13 protein-coding genes are annotated in these 16,969 nt (G+C 70.9%); 5 read left to right on the top strand and 8 right to left on the bottom strand.

The genetic code is table 11. From position 1 onward, the window contains the following. From VJN29_RS14675 to VJN29_RS14665, 3 genes are all read left to right on the top strand, one after another. Window positions 1-471: VOC family protein (locus VJN29_RS14675; protein ID WP_324144376.1), on the top strand; the 471-nt coding region annotated here is incomplete at its 5' end. 82 nt (window positions 472-553) lie between these two features. Continuing rightward, on the top strand, window positions 554-3,046 hold the full coding sequence (locus tag VJN29_RS14670) for a PEP/pyruvate-binding domain-containing protein (RefSeq protein WP_324144375.1): 2,493 nt from the start codon (window positions 554-556) through the stop codon (window positions 3,044-3,046). 3 nt (window positions 3,047-3,049) lie between these two features. Next, window positions 3,050-3,670 carry a TetR/AcrR family transcriptional regulator gene (locus VJN29_RS14665; protein WP_324144374.1) on the top strand — a complete coding sequence of 207 codons (621 nt, stop codon included), beginning with the start codon at window positions 3,050-3,052 and terminating at the stop codon, window positions 3,668-3,670. A 214-nt stretch (window positions 3,671-3,884) separates the two neighbouring features. Here the strand turns inward: VJN29_RS14665 and pepN are convergent, their stop codons facing one another. Both pepN and htpX read right to left on the bottom strand, forming a co-directional pair. Continuing rightward, the gene (gene pepN / locus VJN29_RS14660; protein ID WP_324144373.1) at window positions 3,885-6,428 is read right to left on the bottom strand and encodes an aminopeptidase N; all 2,544 of its coding nucleotides are present in this window, start codon (window positions 6,426-6,428) and stop codon (window positions 3,885-3,887) included. 60 nt (window positions 6,429-6,488) lie between these two features. Further along, window positions 6,489-7,349, bottom strand: a complete 861-nt coding sequence (htpX, locus tag VJN29_RS14655) for a zinc metalloprotease HtpX (protein WP_324144372.1) — start codon at window positions 7,347-7,349, stop codon at window positions 6,489-6,491. A gap of 432 nt (window positions 7,350-7,781) precedes the next feature. On the opposite strand from htpX, the gene VJN29_RS14650 reads away from it, so the two are divergent. After that, window positions 7,782-8,375, top strand: a complete 594-nt coding sequence (locus VJN29_RS14650) for a hypothetical protein (RefSeq protein ID WP_324144371.1) — start codon at window positions 7,782-7,784, stop codon at window positions 8,373-8,375. A 104-nt stretch (window positions 8,376-8,479) separates the two neighbouring features. Further along, window positions 8,480-9,508: an alpha/beta hydrolase gene (locus VJN29_RS14645; protein ID WP_324144370.1), complete on the top strand. Its 1,029-nt coding sequence runs from the start codon at window positions 8,480-8,482 to the stop codon at window positions 9,506-9,508. A 20-nt stretch (window positions 9,509-9,528) separates the two neighbouring features. Here VJN29_RS14645 and VJN29_RS14640 read toward each other — a convergent pair whose 3' ends face one another. The 6 genes from VJN29_RS14640 to VJN29_RS14615 all read right to left on the bottom strand — a co-directional run bounded on the left by VJN29_RS14640 (window position 9,529) and on the right by VJN29_RS14615 (window position 16,842). Next, window positions 9,529-10,515 carry a virginiamycin B lyase family protein gene (locus tag VJN29_RS14640; protein WP_324144369.1) on the bottom strand — a complete coding sequence of 329 codons (987 nt, stop codon included), beginning with the start codon at window positions 10,513-10,515 and terminating at the stop codon, window positions 9,529-9,531. Between the two features lie 346 nt (window positions 10,516-10,861). Continuing rightward, window positions 10,862-12,457: an NADH-quinone oxidoreductase subunit N gene (locus VJN29_RS14635; protein WP_324144368.1), complete on the bottom strand. Its 1,596-nt coding sequence runs from the start codon at window positions 12,455-12,457 to the stop codon at window positions 10,862-10,864. Then, complete coding sequence (locus VJN29_RS14630) at window positions 12,454-13,968, bottom strand: NADH-quinone oxidoreductase subunit M (RefSeq protein WP_324144367.1); 1,515 nt, start codon at window positions 13,966-13,968, stop codon at window positions 12,454-12,456. Before VJN29_RS14630 ends, VJN29_RS14635 begins: the two co-directional genes overlap by 4 nt. Beyond that, complete coding sequence (locus VJN29_RS14625) at window positions 13,959-15,866, bottom strand: NADH-quinone oxidoreductase subunit L (protein ID WP_324144366.1); 1,908 nt, start codon at window positions 15,864-15,866, stop codon at window positions 13,959-13,961. Before VJN29_RS14625 ends, VJN29_RS14630 begins: the two co-directional genes overlap by 10 nt. After that, window positions 15,863-16,327, bottom strand: a complete 465-nt coding sequence (nuoK, locus tag VJN29_RS14620; protein ID WP_324144365.1) for an NADH-quinone oxidoreductase subunit NuoK — start codon at window positions 16,325-16,327, stop codon at window positions 15,863-15,865. Before nuoK ends, VJN29_RS14625 begins: the two co-directional genes overlap by 4 nt. Then, window positions 16,324-16,842, bottom strand: coding sequence for an NADH-quinone oxidoreductase subunit J (locus tag VJN29_RS14615; protein ID WP_324144364.1), 519 nt, complete (start codon window positions 16,840-16,842; stop codon window positions 16,324-16,326). The genes nuoK and VJN29_RS14615 overlap by 4 nt, the downstream gene beginning before the upstream one ends. Window positions 16,843-16,969: the final 127 nt, after the last annotated feature.

Below are 16,969 nucleotides of genomic sequence, written 5' to 3'. Positions count from 1 at the left end.
AGCCCGGCGGCATACGGAACACGCCGTATGCCGCTGGGCTCGCACTCGCGGGCAGCGCTCACCCGGCGCTACCGTCGAGACATGATCACCGCGGTGCACACGCTCATCTACTCCGACGACGCGCCGGCGACGCGGGCGTTCCTGCGGGACGTGCTCCAGTGGTCGTACGTCAGCGACGAGGTTCCCGAGGGCGAGCCGGAGTGGCCGATCTTCCGCACCGGTGCGAGCGAGCTCGGGGTGCACCCGACGAGCGGCGAGGGCGGCTTCCACGCCCCGCGGCACCACTCGATCTCGCTCATGTGCGATGACCTCGATGCAACGGTGCGGGAGCTTGCCGCTCGTGGGGCGCAGTTCACGACCGACCCGGTCGATCGTGGCTTCGGCGTCGTCGTCTTCATGAAGGTGCCGGGCGCCGACGACGTCATGCTCTACGAGCCGAGGCACGCCGTCGCCTACAGCCTGGAGGCGTGAGCGCCTCCCCTGCTCGCCCGGACGGACTCTCACACGGCCCAAACTAGTATACGGAGCGTTCTCTATTCGCTAGGCTCGTTCCATGACACGCCTCTGCCTGCCGCTCGAGCGACTCGATCGCAACGACCTGCCAACGGCCGGGGGGAAGGGCGCCAACCTCGGCGAGCTGATCCGCGCGGGATTCGCCGTGCCTCGCGGGTTCGTCGTCACCACGGACGCCTACCGGTCGGCCGTGGGCGGCCTGGCTCACCCGACGAGAGAGGCGATCACCGCCCTGGCCGTGCCCCACGACGTGCGCACGGCCGTGCAGGCGGGCTACGCGGAACTCGGCGGCGGGCCAGTCGCGGTGCGATCGAGCGCGACGGCGGAGGACCTGCCGGGGGCGGCGTTCGCGGGGCAGCAGGACACCTTCCTGGGCGTCGTCGGCGCCGACGCCGTGGTCGACGCGGTGCGGGACTGCTGGGCCTCCCTCTGGACGGAGCGGGCGGTCGCCTACCGGGCCCGCTTCACCGACTCGGTGGAGTCGGTCGCCATGGCGGTCGTCGTCCAGCAGCTGGTGGCAGCCGACTGGGCAGGAGTGATGTTCACCGCGAATCCAGTCACGGGAGCTCGTGACCAGGTCGTCATCGAGTCGAGCCCGGGTCTCGGAGAGTCGGTCGTCTCCGGCGCGGTCACCCCCGACCACGCCGTGCTCGCCGCCGACGGGTCGGTCGTGGAGCGGCACGCAGGTCGCCACGAGGTCGTGGTCCGGCCGATCCCGGGTGGCGGCACCACCACCGACCCAGGTGACCCGGGCACCACGCCACTTCCCGACTCGGTGCTCGCTCAGCTCGCCGAGCAGGGCCGGGCGGTCGCCGCTCACTTCGGCGCCCCTCAGGACATCGAGTGGGCCCTCACGAGCGACGACATCGTTCTCACGCAGTCGCGACCGATGACCGCCCTGCCGCCAGCGCCGCTGCGGCTGAACCGGTTCCAGCGGCTCATCGGCCCCGTCATCTCCGAGATGCTGCCTCGGCGGCCCCTGCCCATGGAGCTCAGCGCATGGTCCAGCGGCGTGATCCTGCGCCACCTGGAACGCCTGCTCGGCGGCATGGCCGCAGTGCGCGTCGACCCGGACCAGACCCTGCCGACGGTGGACGGGATCGTCCAGGCCTTCGTGCCGGCCCTGCCCCGACCGACCGGCATGACCCCGATCCGTCTCGCGCGCTCGATCGCACGATCGGTGCGACACCGGCCCGGCGACTGGGTCAGGGATCCGTTGGCGTCCGACATCTCCCGGCGGGCCGACACCCTCGCCGCGTTCGACGTGGGACAGGCGACGTGGGCCGAGCTCATCGCCGTCCGAGCCCGGGCGCGAGCCATCGTCGACGACGTCGCAGACCTGCGCGTCGAGTACCTGCCCTCGGCGGGGCGCGCCCTGGTCGCACTGAAGGCAGTGCTTGCGCTCGTCGGCGCGGCGCAGCGCACCGGCGACCTCATCGTCGGCGGCGACACCCAGACCATGCAGGCGAATGCTGCACTCGAGTCCATGGCGGCGACGGTGCAGGCCGACCCAACGCTGCACCAGGCGTTCCGGACCAGGGACGGGGATGAGCTCGTGGAGACCGTGATGAGGGAGCCCGCCGAGCCATCAACGGCTGCCCTCCGCCATCAGCTCGCCGACTTCAACGGGCGCTTCGGCCACCGGGAGACGACGAGCGTGATGTTGCTCAAGGACCCCACGTGGGGTGACTCGCCGGCGACGGTGCTCGGGCTCGTCCGGGTGCTGCTGACGCACGCCGAGGGAGCGGCGACGCACGTTCCCTCGACCGGATCCGCTGCTCTGGAGCGGCTGCTGCGGGCACCGCGTGTCCGCCTGTTCCGGGCCCAGTCACTGCTCCGCTCGGTCGTCAGAAATGCGAGGGACGGCATCGCCCTGCGCGAGGACACGCACTTCGAGATCACTCGCCCCATGCCGGTCGTGCGCCGCACCGTCCTCGAGCTCGGCGAGCGCCTGGCCGCCACCACGTGGATCGACCGCCCGGAGGACGTCTGGTATCTCCTCTGGGACGAGGTCGCCTCCTTGGCCGATCCCTCCCGTCCGCAGGACGACCACCAGCACGACGTCCAGCACGACCCCCAGCACGACCGGCTCCGGAGCACGGTCGCCCGGCGCAGGAGGGCCTACGCCGAGCTGGCCTCCTCTCCCCTCATCGCGACGGCGACCCTCTATCCCGACCGTGGTGCGAGCGACGCGGCGCTGCTCACCGGACTGGCGGGCGGCGGCGGTCGAGCCACGGGCAGCGTGCGGGTGATCCGTCATCCGGACGAGTTCGGCACGGTCTCCGCCGGCGAGGTGCTCGTCTCCCCTGCGACCAACCCGGCCTGGACACCGCTCTTCGCCCGTGTCGCCGCGGTCGTCGTCGACCACGGCGGGCCAGCCTCGCACGCAGCGATCGTCGCGCGCGAGTACGGCATCCCGGCAGTCCTGGCCGTGGGCACGGGCACGACGACGTTGTCCACCGGACAGCGAGTGACGGTCGACGGGGACCACGGGCTCGTGCTGGCGGCCGACGAGGGCGGCGTCGAGGACTGAGCGATGGCCGATGACTTCCGCCGCAGACCGCGCCGGCGCGGCTCGGCCCTCGAGGACGCGATTCTCGACGCCGTCGTCGACATCCTGCAGGAGTGCGGCTATGGCGAGCTGACCTTCGAGGCGGTCGCCCAGCGGGCCGGGGCCGGCAAGGCGTCCATCTACCGCCGCTGGACCACGCGGGTCGAGCTCGCCCACGCCGCCGCCCACCGCATCCTCGGAGTCGAGGCCGGCCCACCGGACACGGGCAGTCTCCGCGGAGACCTCAAGGCGTGGATCCGGCTGACGGCAGACCTGCTCACGGGACCGGTGGGTCAGGCACTGCGGGGGGCCGCCACCGAGGTCCTGGGCCACATCGCTTCGGACACGGGTCGACCGACAACCCTGTCCAGGGGCTGGTACGCCTCCCAGATCGACGTGATCCTGGAGCGAGCGCGGCAGCGCGGTGAGGACGTCGTCGAGCCGACAGACCTGGTCCGGTCGACCCCCGGAACGTTGCTCCGCTTCCACTTCCTCGCTCACGGCGCCCCCATCAGCGACGCCGTCATCGACTCGATCGTCGACGAGGTGGCGATCCCCCTGTTGGTCCGCAGTCCGGCGTGTCGACACGGCCCGCCAACCACGTGAGCTGGGCGCCCGGCAGAGCCGCGGTCGGAACCCCAGCTGGCCCGAGAAACCGTTCGATCAGATCCGCTGTCCGCGCCACGAGCACGTCCGGCTGGAGCACGGCGTCCTCGGCCACCGCACGTCGGCCGGTGCCGGACGCCTCCACGGGTGGCCCCGGTCCCGAGATGGCAGGCGCGCCATCGACCTGCGGTCGTATGCCGCCGGGCTGGCTCGGTCAGCTGGGCGACGGAGCCGACGCAGCGGTTCCGACGCCAAGGGCTGCCCCGAAGGTCGCCCGCGACGCCAGCGCCTCGCGGAGCTCCGCATCGGCGTCCACGAGCGACCTGCGGACGGCGGGCGTGAGGTCGTCGCGGCGCAGCGCCGCCCTGCTCAGCGTCTCCGTCTCCTCGGTGAAGACCTTCGGGAACGCCGCCAGCACGACTCGGGAGAGGGCGTCCTCGCCCACCCACGCGGACATCGCCGGGACGTCCGTGAAGTACCGGTGCACGTACTCCGCGACGAGGGCGTCGTCCGGTGACATCCACAGGCCCCGCGCCAGGTGGACCATCTCGTAGTTCGAGCGGCCGTGCCGGCCGGTCAGCTGCTCCCACGCCCAGGCCTTCACCTCCTGCACCGGCAGCGCTGCCCGGCACATCAGTGCGTTGAGGCCGCCCTGCAGGGTGTCGTCCCGGGACCGGAAGGAGTCAACTGCTGCACTGTCGATGAGGCCGCGCGAGGCGAGGTTCCGCACCACGATCCAGCGGAAGTCCCCGTCGTCCTCCAGTCCGCGCGGCAGGCCCGAACCCTCGGCCCACGACCGCAGGAGCGCCTCGTCGGCGCTCGTACCGGCGAGGAGGCGAGCCGCGGCGAGCGACCGCGTCGTCCCCTCCTCGGCCCGGGCGAGCAGGTCCCCGGCACTGCGCGCCAGCCGGGCGAGGGCCCGCGCCTGCGCCTGTCGCGGCACGAAGTGAGGCACGACCCGGTGCTCGGCGTACAGGGCCACGCGGGTCAGGATCGACGCGTTGCCCTCCAGGACCCATGTCGCCTCGAAGACGTCGAGGAAGGTCACCGGCGAGACCTCTGCGACATGCACCCCGTCAATGAGCGCGGACCAGACCACCGCCCGGGCCTGGGCGTCCGGGACCCGGCCCAGCTGGACCGGCAAGGCCTCGAGCGTGCCGTCATCGAGCCGGATCCGGGCCCAGGTCAGGTCGCTCGCGTTGGGCACGAGGAGCGCCGGATGAGCCGTGCCGGCCAGGTCGCCGAGTTCGGTCTGGTCCTCCACCGCCGTGACCTCGGCCCTTGACACCTCGACCCCGTCGGTCCAGCCCACGACGTCGAGCGCGTGGGGCCGGTCGGCGGGATACGCGGAGGGCACCTCGCGCCACAGCCGGGCGGAGCTGACGACGCCATCGCGCTCCTCCAGTTCGACCGAGATCGTGTCGCGGTCGGCGGTGAGCAACCAGCCGGACGACCACGCGCCGAGGTCCGTGCCGCTGGCGCGCTCGATCGCGCCGAGGAAGTCCGCGAGGGTGCCGTTGGAGTAGGACCGGTCGGTGAGATATGCGCGCACGCCGGCGATGAACGCCTCGTCGCCGACGTAGGCGATCAGCTGCCGGAGGACCGCGGCACCCTTCGCGTAGGCGATCCCGTCGAAGTTCTGCAACGCGCTCTGCGCGTCGAGCGCCGCCACCCCTGCCACGGGGTGGGTTGACGGCGAGCGCTCGGCGCCGTAGCCCCACACCTTGCGCACGATCGACGAGTCGACCCACGCGTCCGTGTACTCTGTCGCGTCGACGAGGCACCGGTGTGACATGTACTCGGCGAAGGACTCGTTGAGCCACAGGTCGTCCCACCACTTCATCGTGACGAGGTCGCCGAACCACATGTGCGACATCTCGTGGCTCACCGTGTTCGCTCGGCTCAACAGCTCGTCGCGGGTCGCCGCCCCCCGGAAGAGGTACTGGTCGCGGAAGGTGACACAGCCGGGGTTCTCCATCGCTCCGGCGTTGAACTCCGGGACGAACACCTGGTGGTACTCGCCGAACGGGTAGCGGATCCCGAAGAGCCCGTGGAAGTAGTCGAAGCACTGCCGCGTCACGGTGAAGATCTCGGCGGCGTGCCGCTCGAGCGGTTCCTGCAACGAGGCTCGCGCATGGAGGCCGAGCGGGATGCCGTCGTGCTCGTCCCGCACGGAGACGTACGGGCCGGCGCACACGGTGACGAAGTACGTCGCCAGTGGTCGCGTCGTCGCAAGCCGCCACTCGCCTGGCGACGACGCAGCCACCGGCGTCACGGCGCCGTTGCCGAGGACGATCCAGTCCTGCGGTGCCCGGACCGTGATGTCGTAGGGCGCCTTGAGGTCCGGCTGGTCGAAGCAGGCGTACACGCTCGGAGCGGCATCGAGAAAGAGGTGCCCGTAGACGTAGTCACGCCGGTCGGCCGGGTCCGTCGCCCGGTGCAGGCCCTGGCCGTCGTGGCTGTAGGCCATGGTGGCCCGCACGAGGAGCACGTTCTGCGCAGCGAGGTCCCGGAGCGGCATCCGGCCGTCCCGCACCTCGGCGGGATCGAGGGCCATCCCGTTGAGCGTGATCGACTCGATCGACCTCGCCTTGACGTCGACCCAGCTCTCGGCACCCGGCGAGCCACACGCGAAGGTGATGCTCGAGACCGAGCCGAAGGTCTCCGCGCCGCGGTCGAGATCGAGCTCAACGGCATACGACGTCACGGAGATGAGCTCGGCCCGCTCTCGGGCCTCGGCCAGGGTGAGGCTACGCATGGAAGCGAGCCTGCCAGATCGGCAGACTCGCCATGCCCGGGACGAGGTGAGAGTTGTGGATCAGCGCCGCGCCATGTTCTCCAGCCGCGCGATGCGCTGCCCCATCGGCGGGTGCGTCGCGAAGAAGCGCGACACGTCCTGGGCCCGGAACGGGTTGGCGATCATCATGTGGCTCGCGTTGACGATCTGCTGCTGGGGGGCGAGCGGCGCCCGGGCCACGCCGGCCTCCAGCTTGCGCAGCGCCGAGGCGAGCGCCGCCGGGTCGCCGGTGAGCCTGGCACCGTCCTCGTCGGCGTCGTACTCGCGCGTGCGGCTGATGGCGAGCTGGATCATCATGGCGGCCATCGGCGCGAGGAACGACATCGCGAGCAGCGCGAGCGGGTTGGGCCGGTTGTCGTCCGAGCCGCCGCCGAACATGCTCGTGAACATGAGCATCTGGCCGATGGCGGTGATGACGCCGGCAATGGCGGCCGCGACGGAGCTGGTCAGGATGTCTCGGTTGTACACGTGCATCAGCTCGTGCCCGAGCACGCCGCGCAGCTCCCGCTCGGTGAGCAGTCCGAGGATGCCCTCGGTGCAGCAGACGGCAGCGTTCTGCGGGTTGCGGCCGGTCGCGAACGCGTTGGGCGCCTGCGTCGGCGACACGTAGAGCCTCGGCATCGGCTTGCCCGCAGCCGTGGACAGCTCGCGGACGATGCGGAACATGACCGGCGCCTGCGCCTCCGACACGGGGTAGGCGCGCATGGCGCGAATCGCGAGCTTGTCGGAGTTCCAGTAGCCGTAGGCGGTCGTGGCGACACCGATGAGCGCGAACAGCCAGATGTAGCGGCCATTCCCGATGAGGGCACCGAGCCCGAGCAGGAGGGCCCAGATGGCGCCGAACAGGGCGGCCGTCTTGAGTCCGTTGAAGTGCCTGTGCATGCCGGTTGAACGAGTGGTCGGCGTCACGTGTTCCTGACGTTTCGCTGAGGAGATCAGGCCGTATGCCGCCGGGCTGGCCGACGCTCACCGGCCCGGTCCCGCCCGGCAGAAGTTCCTGAGCTCCCGAGCGAACCACGACCTCTCCTCGGGCGGTGCGGACCAATCCTCCAGCGGCAGAGGTCAGTTCACGATCCCGGTCATGCCGCGCCATGGCGCCATCCACGCCGCCGCTGGTGCTGTCAGGACGACATCTGCAGCGACTTGGTTGGGCAACCTGACGCGTGACCTGGCCCTGGACCGCAGTGTTGCCGGTGTCACACTCCGCTGATTTCTCAACTACTACGTGTAGTAGTAGTGTTCATCTCGCCAGGGGAAACCAGGGAACAGGGAACCAGGGAAATGGGAGTCCCTCCCACTCAAAGGAGAAGCGCGATGCGCAAGACGCTTGACCAGCTCATCTCATGGACCGGCCTCATCCTCGCCGTCGTCCTCCTCGCCGCAGGCGGCCTGCTGATGTACGCCAGCAACTTCGTCCACCAGAACGTCGAGGACCAGCTCAGCCAGCAGAAGATCACGATGCCGGCCGTCGACCGCCTCGAGACACAGGCGCAGAAGGACGCCCTGGCGCAGTACGCCGGCCAGCAGATGACCACGGGCGACCAGGCCAAGGCCTTCGCCGACCAGTACATCCTCGTCCACATGAACGCGAGCTCGGACGGCCGGACCTACGAGGAGGTCTCGGGCGAGTACATGCAGATGGCCAAGGACCCCAGCGCCAACGCCGACGAGGTCAAGGCCCTCGGTGACCTGCGCCAGAGCCTGTTCATGGGCAACGCGCTGCGCGGCATGCTGCTCAACGCCTACGCCTTCGGCACGATGGGCACGATCGCCCTCATCGCCGGGATCGGCGCCTTCATCGCCTCCGGCGTCCTGCTGGTCCTCTCGTTCTTCGGCTTCCGCCACGCGAAGCAGGTGAACGACTTCGCCCCGGAGGACATCACGAACCAGGCCCCGGCGCGGGTCTGACCCTCGCCGCCGGTAGGCAACCACCGCAGAGCCGCCCCCGCTGGTCACCACCAGCGGGCGCGGCTCTTGTCGTGTGCGCCCGCGGCATGGCTAGTGTGGGCCGCATGCTGCCCTGGTCTGCTGAGCTGTCCGGACGCATCGACGAGCACGTCATCGACAGCGCACTGCTGCGTGGCAACCCGCTCGCTGACCCCCATGAACGACCGCTCTGGGTCTATGTCCCGCCGGGCTACGACGACGAGCCGGACCGCCGCTACGCGAGTGTCTACGTCATCCAGGGGTACACGGGGCAACTGGCCATGTGGCGCAACCGGACCCCGTTCCGCCAACCGTTCCTCGAGACCGCCGACGCGGTCTTCGCCGGCGGCGAGGCGCCCGCGACGATCGTCGTCTACGTCGACGCGTGGACAGCCTACGGCGGCAGCCAGTTCGTCGACTCGCCCGGCACCGGCGCCTACCACTCGTACCTCTGCGACGAGGTGGTCCCCTTCGTCGACGGCCGCTACCGCACCATCCCGGACCGCGAGCACCGAGCCATCGCCGGCAAGTCCAGCGGCGGCTTCGGCGCCATGATCACACCCATGCTCCGGCCGGACCTGTTCGGCGCACTGGCGACGCACGCCGGTGACTCGCTCTACGAGTACTGCTACATCCCGGACTTCGCCAAGGCCGTGCGCCACCTGCGTGACTACGACGGCGACATCACCAGGTGGTGGGAGGACTTCCGGGGACGCACGGCATTCACGAAGGAAGCCGACCAGACGCTGCTCATGCTGCTCGGCGTCGCGGCCTGCTTCTCAGCGGCTCCCGACGGGACGCCGCAGCTGCCGTTCGACCAGACGAGCGGCCGACTCGTTCCCGAGGTGTGGCAGCGCTGGCTGGACTGGGACCCGGTGCGCATGGTGGACCGCTACGCGGACGCGGCGCGGTCCTGGCGGGCGGTGTGGATCGATGCAGGCACTCGCGACGAGTGGTACCTCGACCTCGGAGCCCAGGCGTTCCACGCGGAGGTGCGGCGAGCCGGGTTGCCGGACGAGCGGATCCACTTCGAGACCTTCGACGCTGGGCACGGCGCCATCGAGTACCGCTATCCCCTCGCACTTGCCTGGCTCGCACAGCGCATCGCGCCCTGATACCCGACTCGCCTGCGCGCCTATCGCAGCTTCAGCGTGGCGACCTTGTTCGCGGCCAGCATCGTGTACCAGGGGTCACCATTCTCGGCCACGACGATCCCGAACGGCTGGCTGCCCTTGACCTCCTTGGCCTCGGTGATCACACCGGCGTTCGTGATGTTGGCAATGTTCCCCTTCGTCGTCTGGGTGAACCACATCGACCCATCCGGCGCGGGGGTGATCTCCTGCGGCCCTTCGGTTGTCCGGGGGAAGATGGTCACCGTTCCGGACGCCGGGTCGAGACGTCCGACGGCCTGCGGCGTGAACCGGGCGCTGAACCACACCTGTCCGTCGGTTGCCACGGCGATGCCGCGGGCCGCCGCGTTGACGTCCGTCGTGGTGACGTCCATGGTGACCGCATCGATTCGCCCGATGGTGCCGGTTCCGGGCCCGTTGGTTTCCGGCTGGGCGAACCACGCGTTGCCAGCCTGGTCGACGGCGACGTCAGCCGGGTCAGGCACGGGTGTGCTCGTGAACTGGTTCATCGAGATGCTGTAGCGCCAGATCACGTCGTTGTTGAAGTCGGTGATCCAGATGATGTCGCCGCTGATGGACAGGTTCCCCCCGAGCGCGCTCGAGTTCGGCATCGGCACCGGATCGAGGAAGGTCTCGGTGGTGATGTCGAACCTCGACAGCACGGGGTCGTTCGACGTGAGGTAGAGGACGCCGCCGGGGCCTTGGGCCACATCGGTCAGGATGCAGAAATTGCAGTGTGCGGGGAACTCGGTGATGACGCCGGCCGACGTGACCCGTGCCAGCTTCGCCGGCGCGCCGGAGAAGTCAGTCCCCTCGGTGAACCACCTGGTCCCGTCCGAGCCGTTCGTGATGGACCGCGGCTGGCTGTTGTCGGTCGGCACCCTGAACTGTTTCAGCGTCCCGATCGGGGCGGCCGCTGCCGTCACCGTCGCGAACCCGAGGAGAACTGTCGCGAGCAGGAAGGTCATCCATCGACGGGGTCGTTGCCTCATTGCCATCACCTCCACGGGGCCGCACTCAGGGCACCGGTGCGCGCCTGCGGCCCTTGGCTGGCTCCGGACGGTTGCGAGAGAGGGTCATGCGCGGCGGCTTACGGCCACCCACACTGGACGACGCCACGCGTACCCATCCGGTTCAACGGCGGCTGACGGGCAGGGCGGGCGCATCCCCTTCGAGACCTGCGACGCTGGCCACGGCGCCATCGACTAGCGCTGCCTCATCGCCCTGGCCTGGCTCGCCCAGCGCATCGCGGCCGGAGATGTGCCGCCCGCCAGCGTCACCTGGTTCAGGGCTCGTCGGACTGGGCGCGGGGCCGCCGACCCAGCGCGCGGGGCGTCGTCAGCCGAACAGACGGAGCATGACGTCGGGTTGCACGCTGACGACGGCGAGGAGGGCCGAGCTGATGACCAGGCCGGCAACGATGACGCGACGGTTGCCCGGCCCACGGGTGGTGGGCGCCACGGTCTGGCCGGCCTCGGCCACCTCGTGGGCACGGGCCTCGGTCGTCGCCACGACCGGCCGCAGCCACCGCAAGTAGACGGCGACACCGAGCACGGCGTTCGCGGCCGCGATGACGGCGAGCCAGATCCACCCCTCGACGACAACGGGGCGAAGGGCGACGATCTTGCCCACCAGGCCGATGATGCCCGGCGGTAGGCCGGCCAAGGACATCAGGGCGAGCCCGAGGGCTCCTGCCCGCCACGGGCTGCGGCGCCACAGGCCCGCATAGGACTCGAGGGATCGGCCGGTGCCGGACCGCTCGCGCACCATGAGCGCCACGACGGCGAACGCGACGACCGTCGCGGCGACATAGGTGAGCAGGTAGATCCCGGCAGCCCGGTTGCCTGGAGAGGAGACGCTGACCAGCGGCAGCACGACCCAGCCCGCCTGCGCGACAGTCGACCACGCGAGGAGGCGCACCACGTCGTTCTGCCGCAACGCCATGATGTTGCCGACCGTCATGCTGAGCGCGGCGAGCAGCGCGATGGCGCCGAGCGCGGAGGCACCGAGGACACTGATCGCTCGCAAAACCACCAGCAGCGCGGCGAGCGCCCCGACCTTGGACACGGTCGCGAGGAAGGTGGCGACCGGGACGGTGGCCCCGGAGTACGCCGTGGGGGTCCATGCGTGGAACGGCACGAGGGACAGCTTGAAGCCGATCCCCGCGATGATGAGGACGACGGCAAGACCGAGGATCGCGGTCGAGGTGTCCGGGAAGACCACGGAGGCGGGACCCGAGGACTCGACCTGGTAGCCCTGTCCGAGCAGGGCCGCGTTGGCGTCGAGCATCGGGGTGCCCGTCGCCACGAGCCAGAGCGCCGCGCCGAGCACCAGCAGCGCGAAGGAGACGAGCGACGTGACGAGCAGCTGGACCGCACCACCGACGGCACCCCGGCCGCCCCTGAGCGCGACCAGCCCGATCACGGGCAGCGTGGCGATCTCGAGCGCGATGAGCCACGTGCCGAGGTCCCGGCTCGCGGCCACGATCATGGTCCCCGCGAACGAGACGAGGAACAGCATCGCCTCGATCGGCTCCGGGGTGCCGTCGCCGGCGGCCCGGGCCCGCGCGCGTGGCCAGGCGAGGAGCACGACGACGAGGGCGGCGAACCCGGCCCCCAGCTGGAGCGCGCTCGTCAGCGAGTCGGCCTGCCAGAAGCAGGTCTGGGGCAGCCCCTCGACACCGGGTGGCAGTGTGCCGGATCCTACGGCCTCGCCCCCCGGCTCGAGGCACAACGTCGTCTGTGCATCACCAGGGACCTGGGCCAGGCCCGGGATGGTGGCCGCCGACGCCCCCAGGACGGCGAGCGCGGCGATGACGTAGGGCAGCTGCCGCAGACTGGGACGCACGAGATCGGCGATGAGGACAAGGACGGCTCCCCCGATCGGGAGGAGCGCCGGCAGGAGGGTGCCGTAGTCGATGGCGAGGCCGGTCATCGCGTCACTCCCGACAGGAGGGCCGCCGCATCGAGCTCGGAGATGGTCAGCAGCAGGTGGGGCACGACGCCCAGGACGACCATCACCGCGATGAAGGTGACGACGACGCCCCACCGGATGCCGCGCTCGTCCACTATGACGTCCCTGGCCACTGCCTCGGTCTCGGGCGCGCCCTCCCCGGCCCAGAGGATCCTGGCGACACGAAGGGCGTAGGCGGCCGCGAGGGCGAGACCGAAAGCGCCGACGACAACGGTGGCGCGCAGTACCCCGACGTTGACCCCCTCGGCCGGGGACCACGCGCCATAGAGCGCGAGGAACTCGCCCCAGAAGCTGACCAGACCCGGCAGGCCCAGGGCGGCCGCGAGACCGAAGACGAAGGCGACGCCGAAGCGGGGTGCGCGGTCGCGCAGCGCCACTCGCGGGACGGTGAGGTCGGCTGAGCCCCACTGCTCCTTGAGGTCCCCGACGAGGAAGAAGAGCAGGGCCGCCACGATCCCGTGTGCGATGTTGCCGAAGAGCGCTGCCTGGAGCCCGGTGTGGCTTCCCGAGGCGAGGGCGATGGCGATGAATCCCATGTGGGCAACGGAGCTGTAGGCGATGAGCCGCTTGAGGTCCCGCTCCACGAGGCAGGCAAGGCCTCCCCAGATCGTCCCAACCGCCCCGAGGACGGCCAGCCCCGGGCCCAGCGCCGCCACGCCGTCGGGGACCGTCGCGACCGCGAGCCGGACGATGCCGTAGGTGCCCATCTTGAGCAGGACCGCGGCGAGCAGCACCGACCCGGCCGTCGGCGCGATGGTGTGCGCCGACGGGAGCCACGTGTGCAGCGGCCAGAGCGGCACCTTGACGGCGAGCCCGGTGAGGAGGATGGCGGCGATCGCGATCTGGAGACCGCGCGACAGCCCCTTGCCGTGCAGGTCTGCGAGGACCGTCAGATCGGACGTGCCCTGGTGGGCGACGAGGAACAGGATGCCGATGAGCATCAACGTCGACCCGAAGGCGGTGAACAGGATGAACCGGCCCGACGCGTCGGCGCGTGCCGTGTCGCGGACGTGCTCGTCGCCGAACCGCCGGATGAGCAACCACATCGGCACGAGGACGACCTCGAAGGCGATGAAGAAGAGCAGGGCGTCACGCGCGAGGAACGTCGCGAGGGCACCGGCCTCGACGAGGAGGATGCAGCCGAAATAGGTCGAGCGTGAGCCGCCCTGCGGGGTCGGCGCCGCCAGGGCATGGAGCACGACCGCCACGACGAGCAGGGCCGTGAACAGGACCAGGGCCGCCGAGATGCCGTCCACCGCGAAGTGCCAACGGATCCCGAGACTGCGGATCCACGGCACGTCGACGCTCTGGCTGCCGGCCACGACGGCCACGGCCAGCCCGGCGGTGACGAGCGCGGCGCCGAGCGCGGCGAGGGCGACGCCCGGCTCGGTCCTGCCGGCGGTCGCAGTCGGCATCACCAGCAGGACGGTCGCCGCGAGCAGCGGCACGAGGAGGAGCAGCGTCAGAGCCATGCCGCCACCCCCACGGCGACCACCATGCCGGCGCCGACGACGAGACCGACGATGGCGAGCGAAGGGATGGCGCGGTGGGTCCGCTCCCCCAGACGGCCGAGCCCGCGCGTTGCCACGACGGTCGCACGCGGGTAGGCGTCGACCACGTCATGGTCCAGGAAGACGACGAGCCGGGCCAGGGCGGTGACCGCCATCCCGACACGGGCGTAGGCGGTATCGGCTCCGAAGCCGCGCTCCGCACCGGCCCGGACGCCGGCCGGCAGCCGATCGGCGACGTCATCGTGCCCACCGCGGCTCAGGACCCAGACCTCGAAGACGGCACCGGCGATGAGGAGGATCGACAGGACTGCCGTGATCCAGCCGAGGTGGAGCGCGCCATTGACCGTGGCCAGGAAGAGCGTGCCGATCACCGTCAACACGGCCAGGCCAGTGACCGCCAACGCGGCCGGCAAGGTGATCGGCGCCTGGCCAACGTGTCCTTCGTGCGCCTCTGACACCTCGTGGTCGGAGACGGGTCGCGCATCGGAAACCGTCCCGGTCAGGCGGGCCGGGGTCAGCGTGGCCGCCTTCCCGGACGGGTCGAACGGCCCGTCGAGGAGCAGCCAGGCGCGCGTGCAGTAGGCCGCCGTCAGGAAGACGGTGACGAGCAGCGCGACGAGGACCAGCCAGGCGCCGAGGCCCACGTCCTGCGCGACGCCTTCGAGGGCGGTGTCGATGACGGTCTCCTTGGTGAAGAAGCCGATGAGCGGTGGGACGCCGGCCAGCGCCGCCAACCCGATGGCCATCGACCAGCGCAGCGCCCCACGGAGCCGCAGGCGGCCACGCATCCTGGCCAGGGCCGTGCCCCCGACGAGGACGCCGAGCCAGCCGGCGGCGAGGAAGAGGAGGGCCTTGAAGAAGGCGTGGCCGATGAGGTGGGAGACGCCGGGCACCGGGCCGACCCCCGCCGGGGCCGCAGCCAGCGCGCCGAGCATGATGGCGACCTGGCTCAGCGTGGAGTAGGCCAGCAACCGCTTGACGTCGCTCTGCGCGAGAGCGAGCCCAGCGGCATACACCATCGTGATCGCCGCGAGTACCGCCAGCAGGAGGCGCGCGCCGTCATCGACGGCGTAGAGGGAGAAGAGGCGGGCGATGACGTAGGTGCCGGCGGCGACCATCGTCGCCGCGTGGATGAGGGCCGATGCCGGGGTCGGGCCCTCCATCGCGTCGGGAAGCCAGTCGTGGAAGGGGAAGAGGCCCGACTTGCCGGCCACGCCGATGAGCACGCCGACCAGGCCCACGGTGAGCAGCCCGTCCGATCCGGGGACGGTGAGCACGTCGAGCAGGTCGGTGCTGCGGGCTCGCACCGCCAGGGCGACCAGCCCGACGACCATGCCGACGTCCGCGACCCGGGTGACGATGAAGGCCTTGTAGGCCGCCCGGCGGGCCGCGTATCGCTCGGTGTCGTGCCCGATGAGCAGCCAGGAGCACCAGCCCATGATCTCCCAGCCGACGAGGGTGAGCGCGAGGTCCGCGGACTGCACGACGAGGAGCATCCCGCCCGCGAAGAGCGAGACGGTCGCGGCGAACTGGCCATAGCGCTTGTCGTCGCGCAGGTACCAGACCGTGAAGACCTGGATGGCGAGCACGACAAGGGCGACGACGAAGCTGACGAGTCCGGAGAGCCGGTCGGAGAGCAGGTGCAGCGGGACGCTGAGGTCAAGCAGCGGCAGGCCGCCCAGTGAGTCGATGTCGGTCGCGCGAACGGGCGCGATCCACTGGAGCAGGCCGAGGACGGTCACGACGGCGGCCGCCCCGACCGCGATCCCCGAGGCGACGACCCGCTGGCGCCGGGCGAGCAGGCCGAGCAACCCGGCAACAGCGGGGACCAGGACGATGAGCCGGACGACCCAGGTCACGAGACTCCCTCCGGCAACCGACGGTCCTGATCGGGCGACCCGGCAGGTGCGGTGTCCCGGGGCGCCGCGGCGTCGACGACCCCCGCCTCGCGGGCCTCCCCCACCTCGCCGGCCTCGTCCACCTCGCCCGGGCCGGCACCGTCGGTCGGCTCGGGCTCGTCCGTGAGGTCGGGGGTCGCAGTGAGGTCGATGTGGCCGAACCGGCGGAACATCACGAGGATGATCGCAAGGGCGACGACCACCTCGGCCGCTGCGATCGTGATGACGAAGAGCGCGAGCACGGGGCCCGCCGCGAAGGGCACGCCGGAACGTGAGCCCGCCGTCACGAGAAGCAGGTTCGCGGCGTTGAGGATGAGCTCGACACCGATGAGCACGAGCACGGCATTGCGCCGGGCGAGCACGCCGTAGACGCCGATCCCCGCGAGCAGGGCCGCAAGGGCGGCGGGGTAGACGAGGCTCACCGCAGCTCTCCCTCACGCTGGAGGACGAGTCGTGACACGGCGAAGGCGGTGATGAGGGCGACGAGCAGGAGCACCGACAGCAGCTCGAAGGGCCACACCCACGTGCCGAAGATGGCCTCCCCGATCTGCGGCGTCCCGGGCACGTCGTCCGCCACGTCGGCTGAGGCGAAGAACGGCAGGAGCACCGACGCGAGCAGTGCCGCGGTCGCCCCTCCCAGTGCGCTCGCGAGGGCGCGCTGCCACGGCGGGGTGTCGATATCGGGGTGCGGCCCGATTGGCGCGCGGGTCAGCATGAGGGCGAAGAGGACGAGCACGACGATCGCCCCGACGTAGACGAGCAGCTGGACGAGCCCGACGAGCTCCTGGCCGAGGACGATGTAGGCGCCGGCGAGGGCACCGAGCGACACGAGCAACCAGAGCGCGGCGTGGACGACCTGCTTCGTGGTGACGGAGAGGAGGGCAGACAGCGCTGTGATGGCGCCCACGACGACGAAGGCGATCTCTCGGGACGTCACGCGTCACCGTCCCCCGGGGTCAGCGTCGTCGTCGGGCCGTCGGATGCGCCAGTGGCGCCGCCACCGTTCGGCCCGGGAGTGGGGCCCGTCCCCGCCCGGCGCACCCGGGTCGCCGGGGGGCCCACCT

The organism is Intrasporangium sp., assembly GCF_035280925.1.
Taxonomy (GTDB): Bacteria; Actinomycetota; Actinomycetes; order Actinomycetales; family Dermatophilaceae; genus Intrasporangium.
Note: the sequence above shows the minus strand (reverse complement) of the source record. Positions and strands in the feature narration are given on the sequence as shown.

Excerpts from the sequence above, each read along its gene's own strand:
- VJN29_RS14670 (WP_324144375.1), top strand. The coding sequence starts at position 554 with ATGACACGCCTCTGCCTGCCGCTCGAGCGACTCGATCGCAACGACCTG.
- VJN29_RS14635 (WP_324144368.1), bottom strand. The coding sequence starts at position 12,457 with ATGACCGGCCTCGCCATCGACTACGGCACCCTCCTGCCGGCGCTCCTC.
- VJN29_RS14630 (WP_324144367.1), bottom strand. The coding sequence starts at position 13,968 with ATGGCTCTGACGCTGCTCCTCCTCGTGCCGCTGCTCGCGGCGACCGTC.
- pepN (WP_324144373.1), bottom strand. The coding sequence starts at position 6,428 with ATGCGTAGCCTCACCCTGGCCGAGGCCCGAGAGCGGGCCGAGCTCATC.
- VJN29_RS14665 (WP_324144374.1), top strand. The coding sequence starts at position 3,050 with ATGGCCGATGACTTCCGCCGCAGACCGCGCCGGCGCGGCTCGGCCCTC.
- VJN29_RS14645 (WP_324144370.1), top strand. The coding sequence starts at position 8,480 with ATGCTGCCCTGGTCTGCTGAGCTGTCCGGACGCATCGACGAGCACGTC.
- htpX (WP_324144372.1), bottom strand. The coding sequence starts at position 7,349 with ATGCACAGGCACTTCAACGGACTCAAGACGGCCGCCCTGTTCGGCGCC.
- VJN29_RS14640 (WP_324144369.1), bottom strand. The coding sequence starts at position 10,515 with ATGAGGCAACGACCCCGTCGATGGATGACCTTCCTGCTCGCGACAGTT.
- VJN29_RS14650 (WP_324144371.1), top strand. The coding sequence starts at position 7,782 with ATGCGCAAGACGCTTGACCAGCTCATCTCATGGACCGGCCTCATCCTC.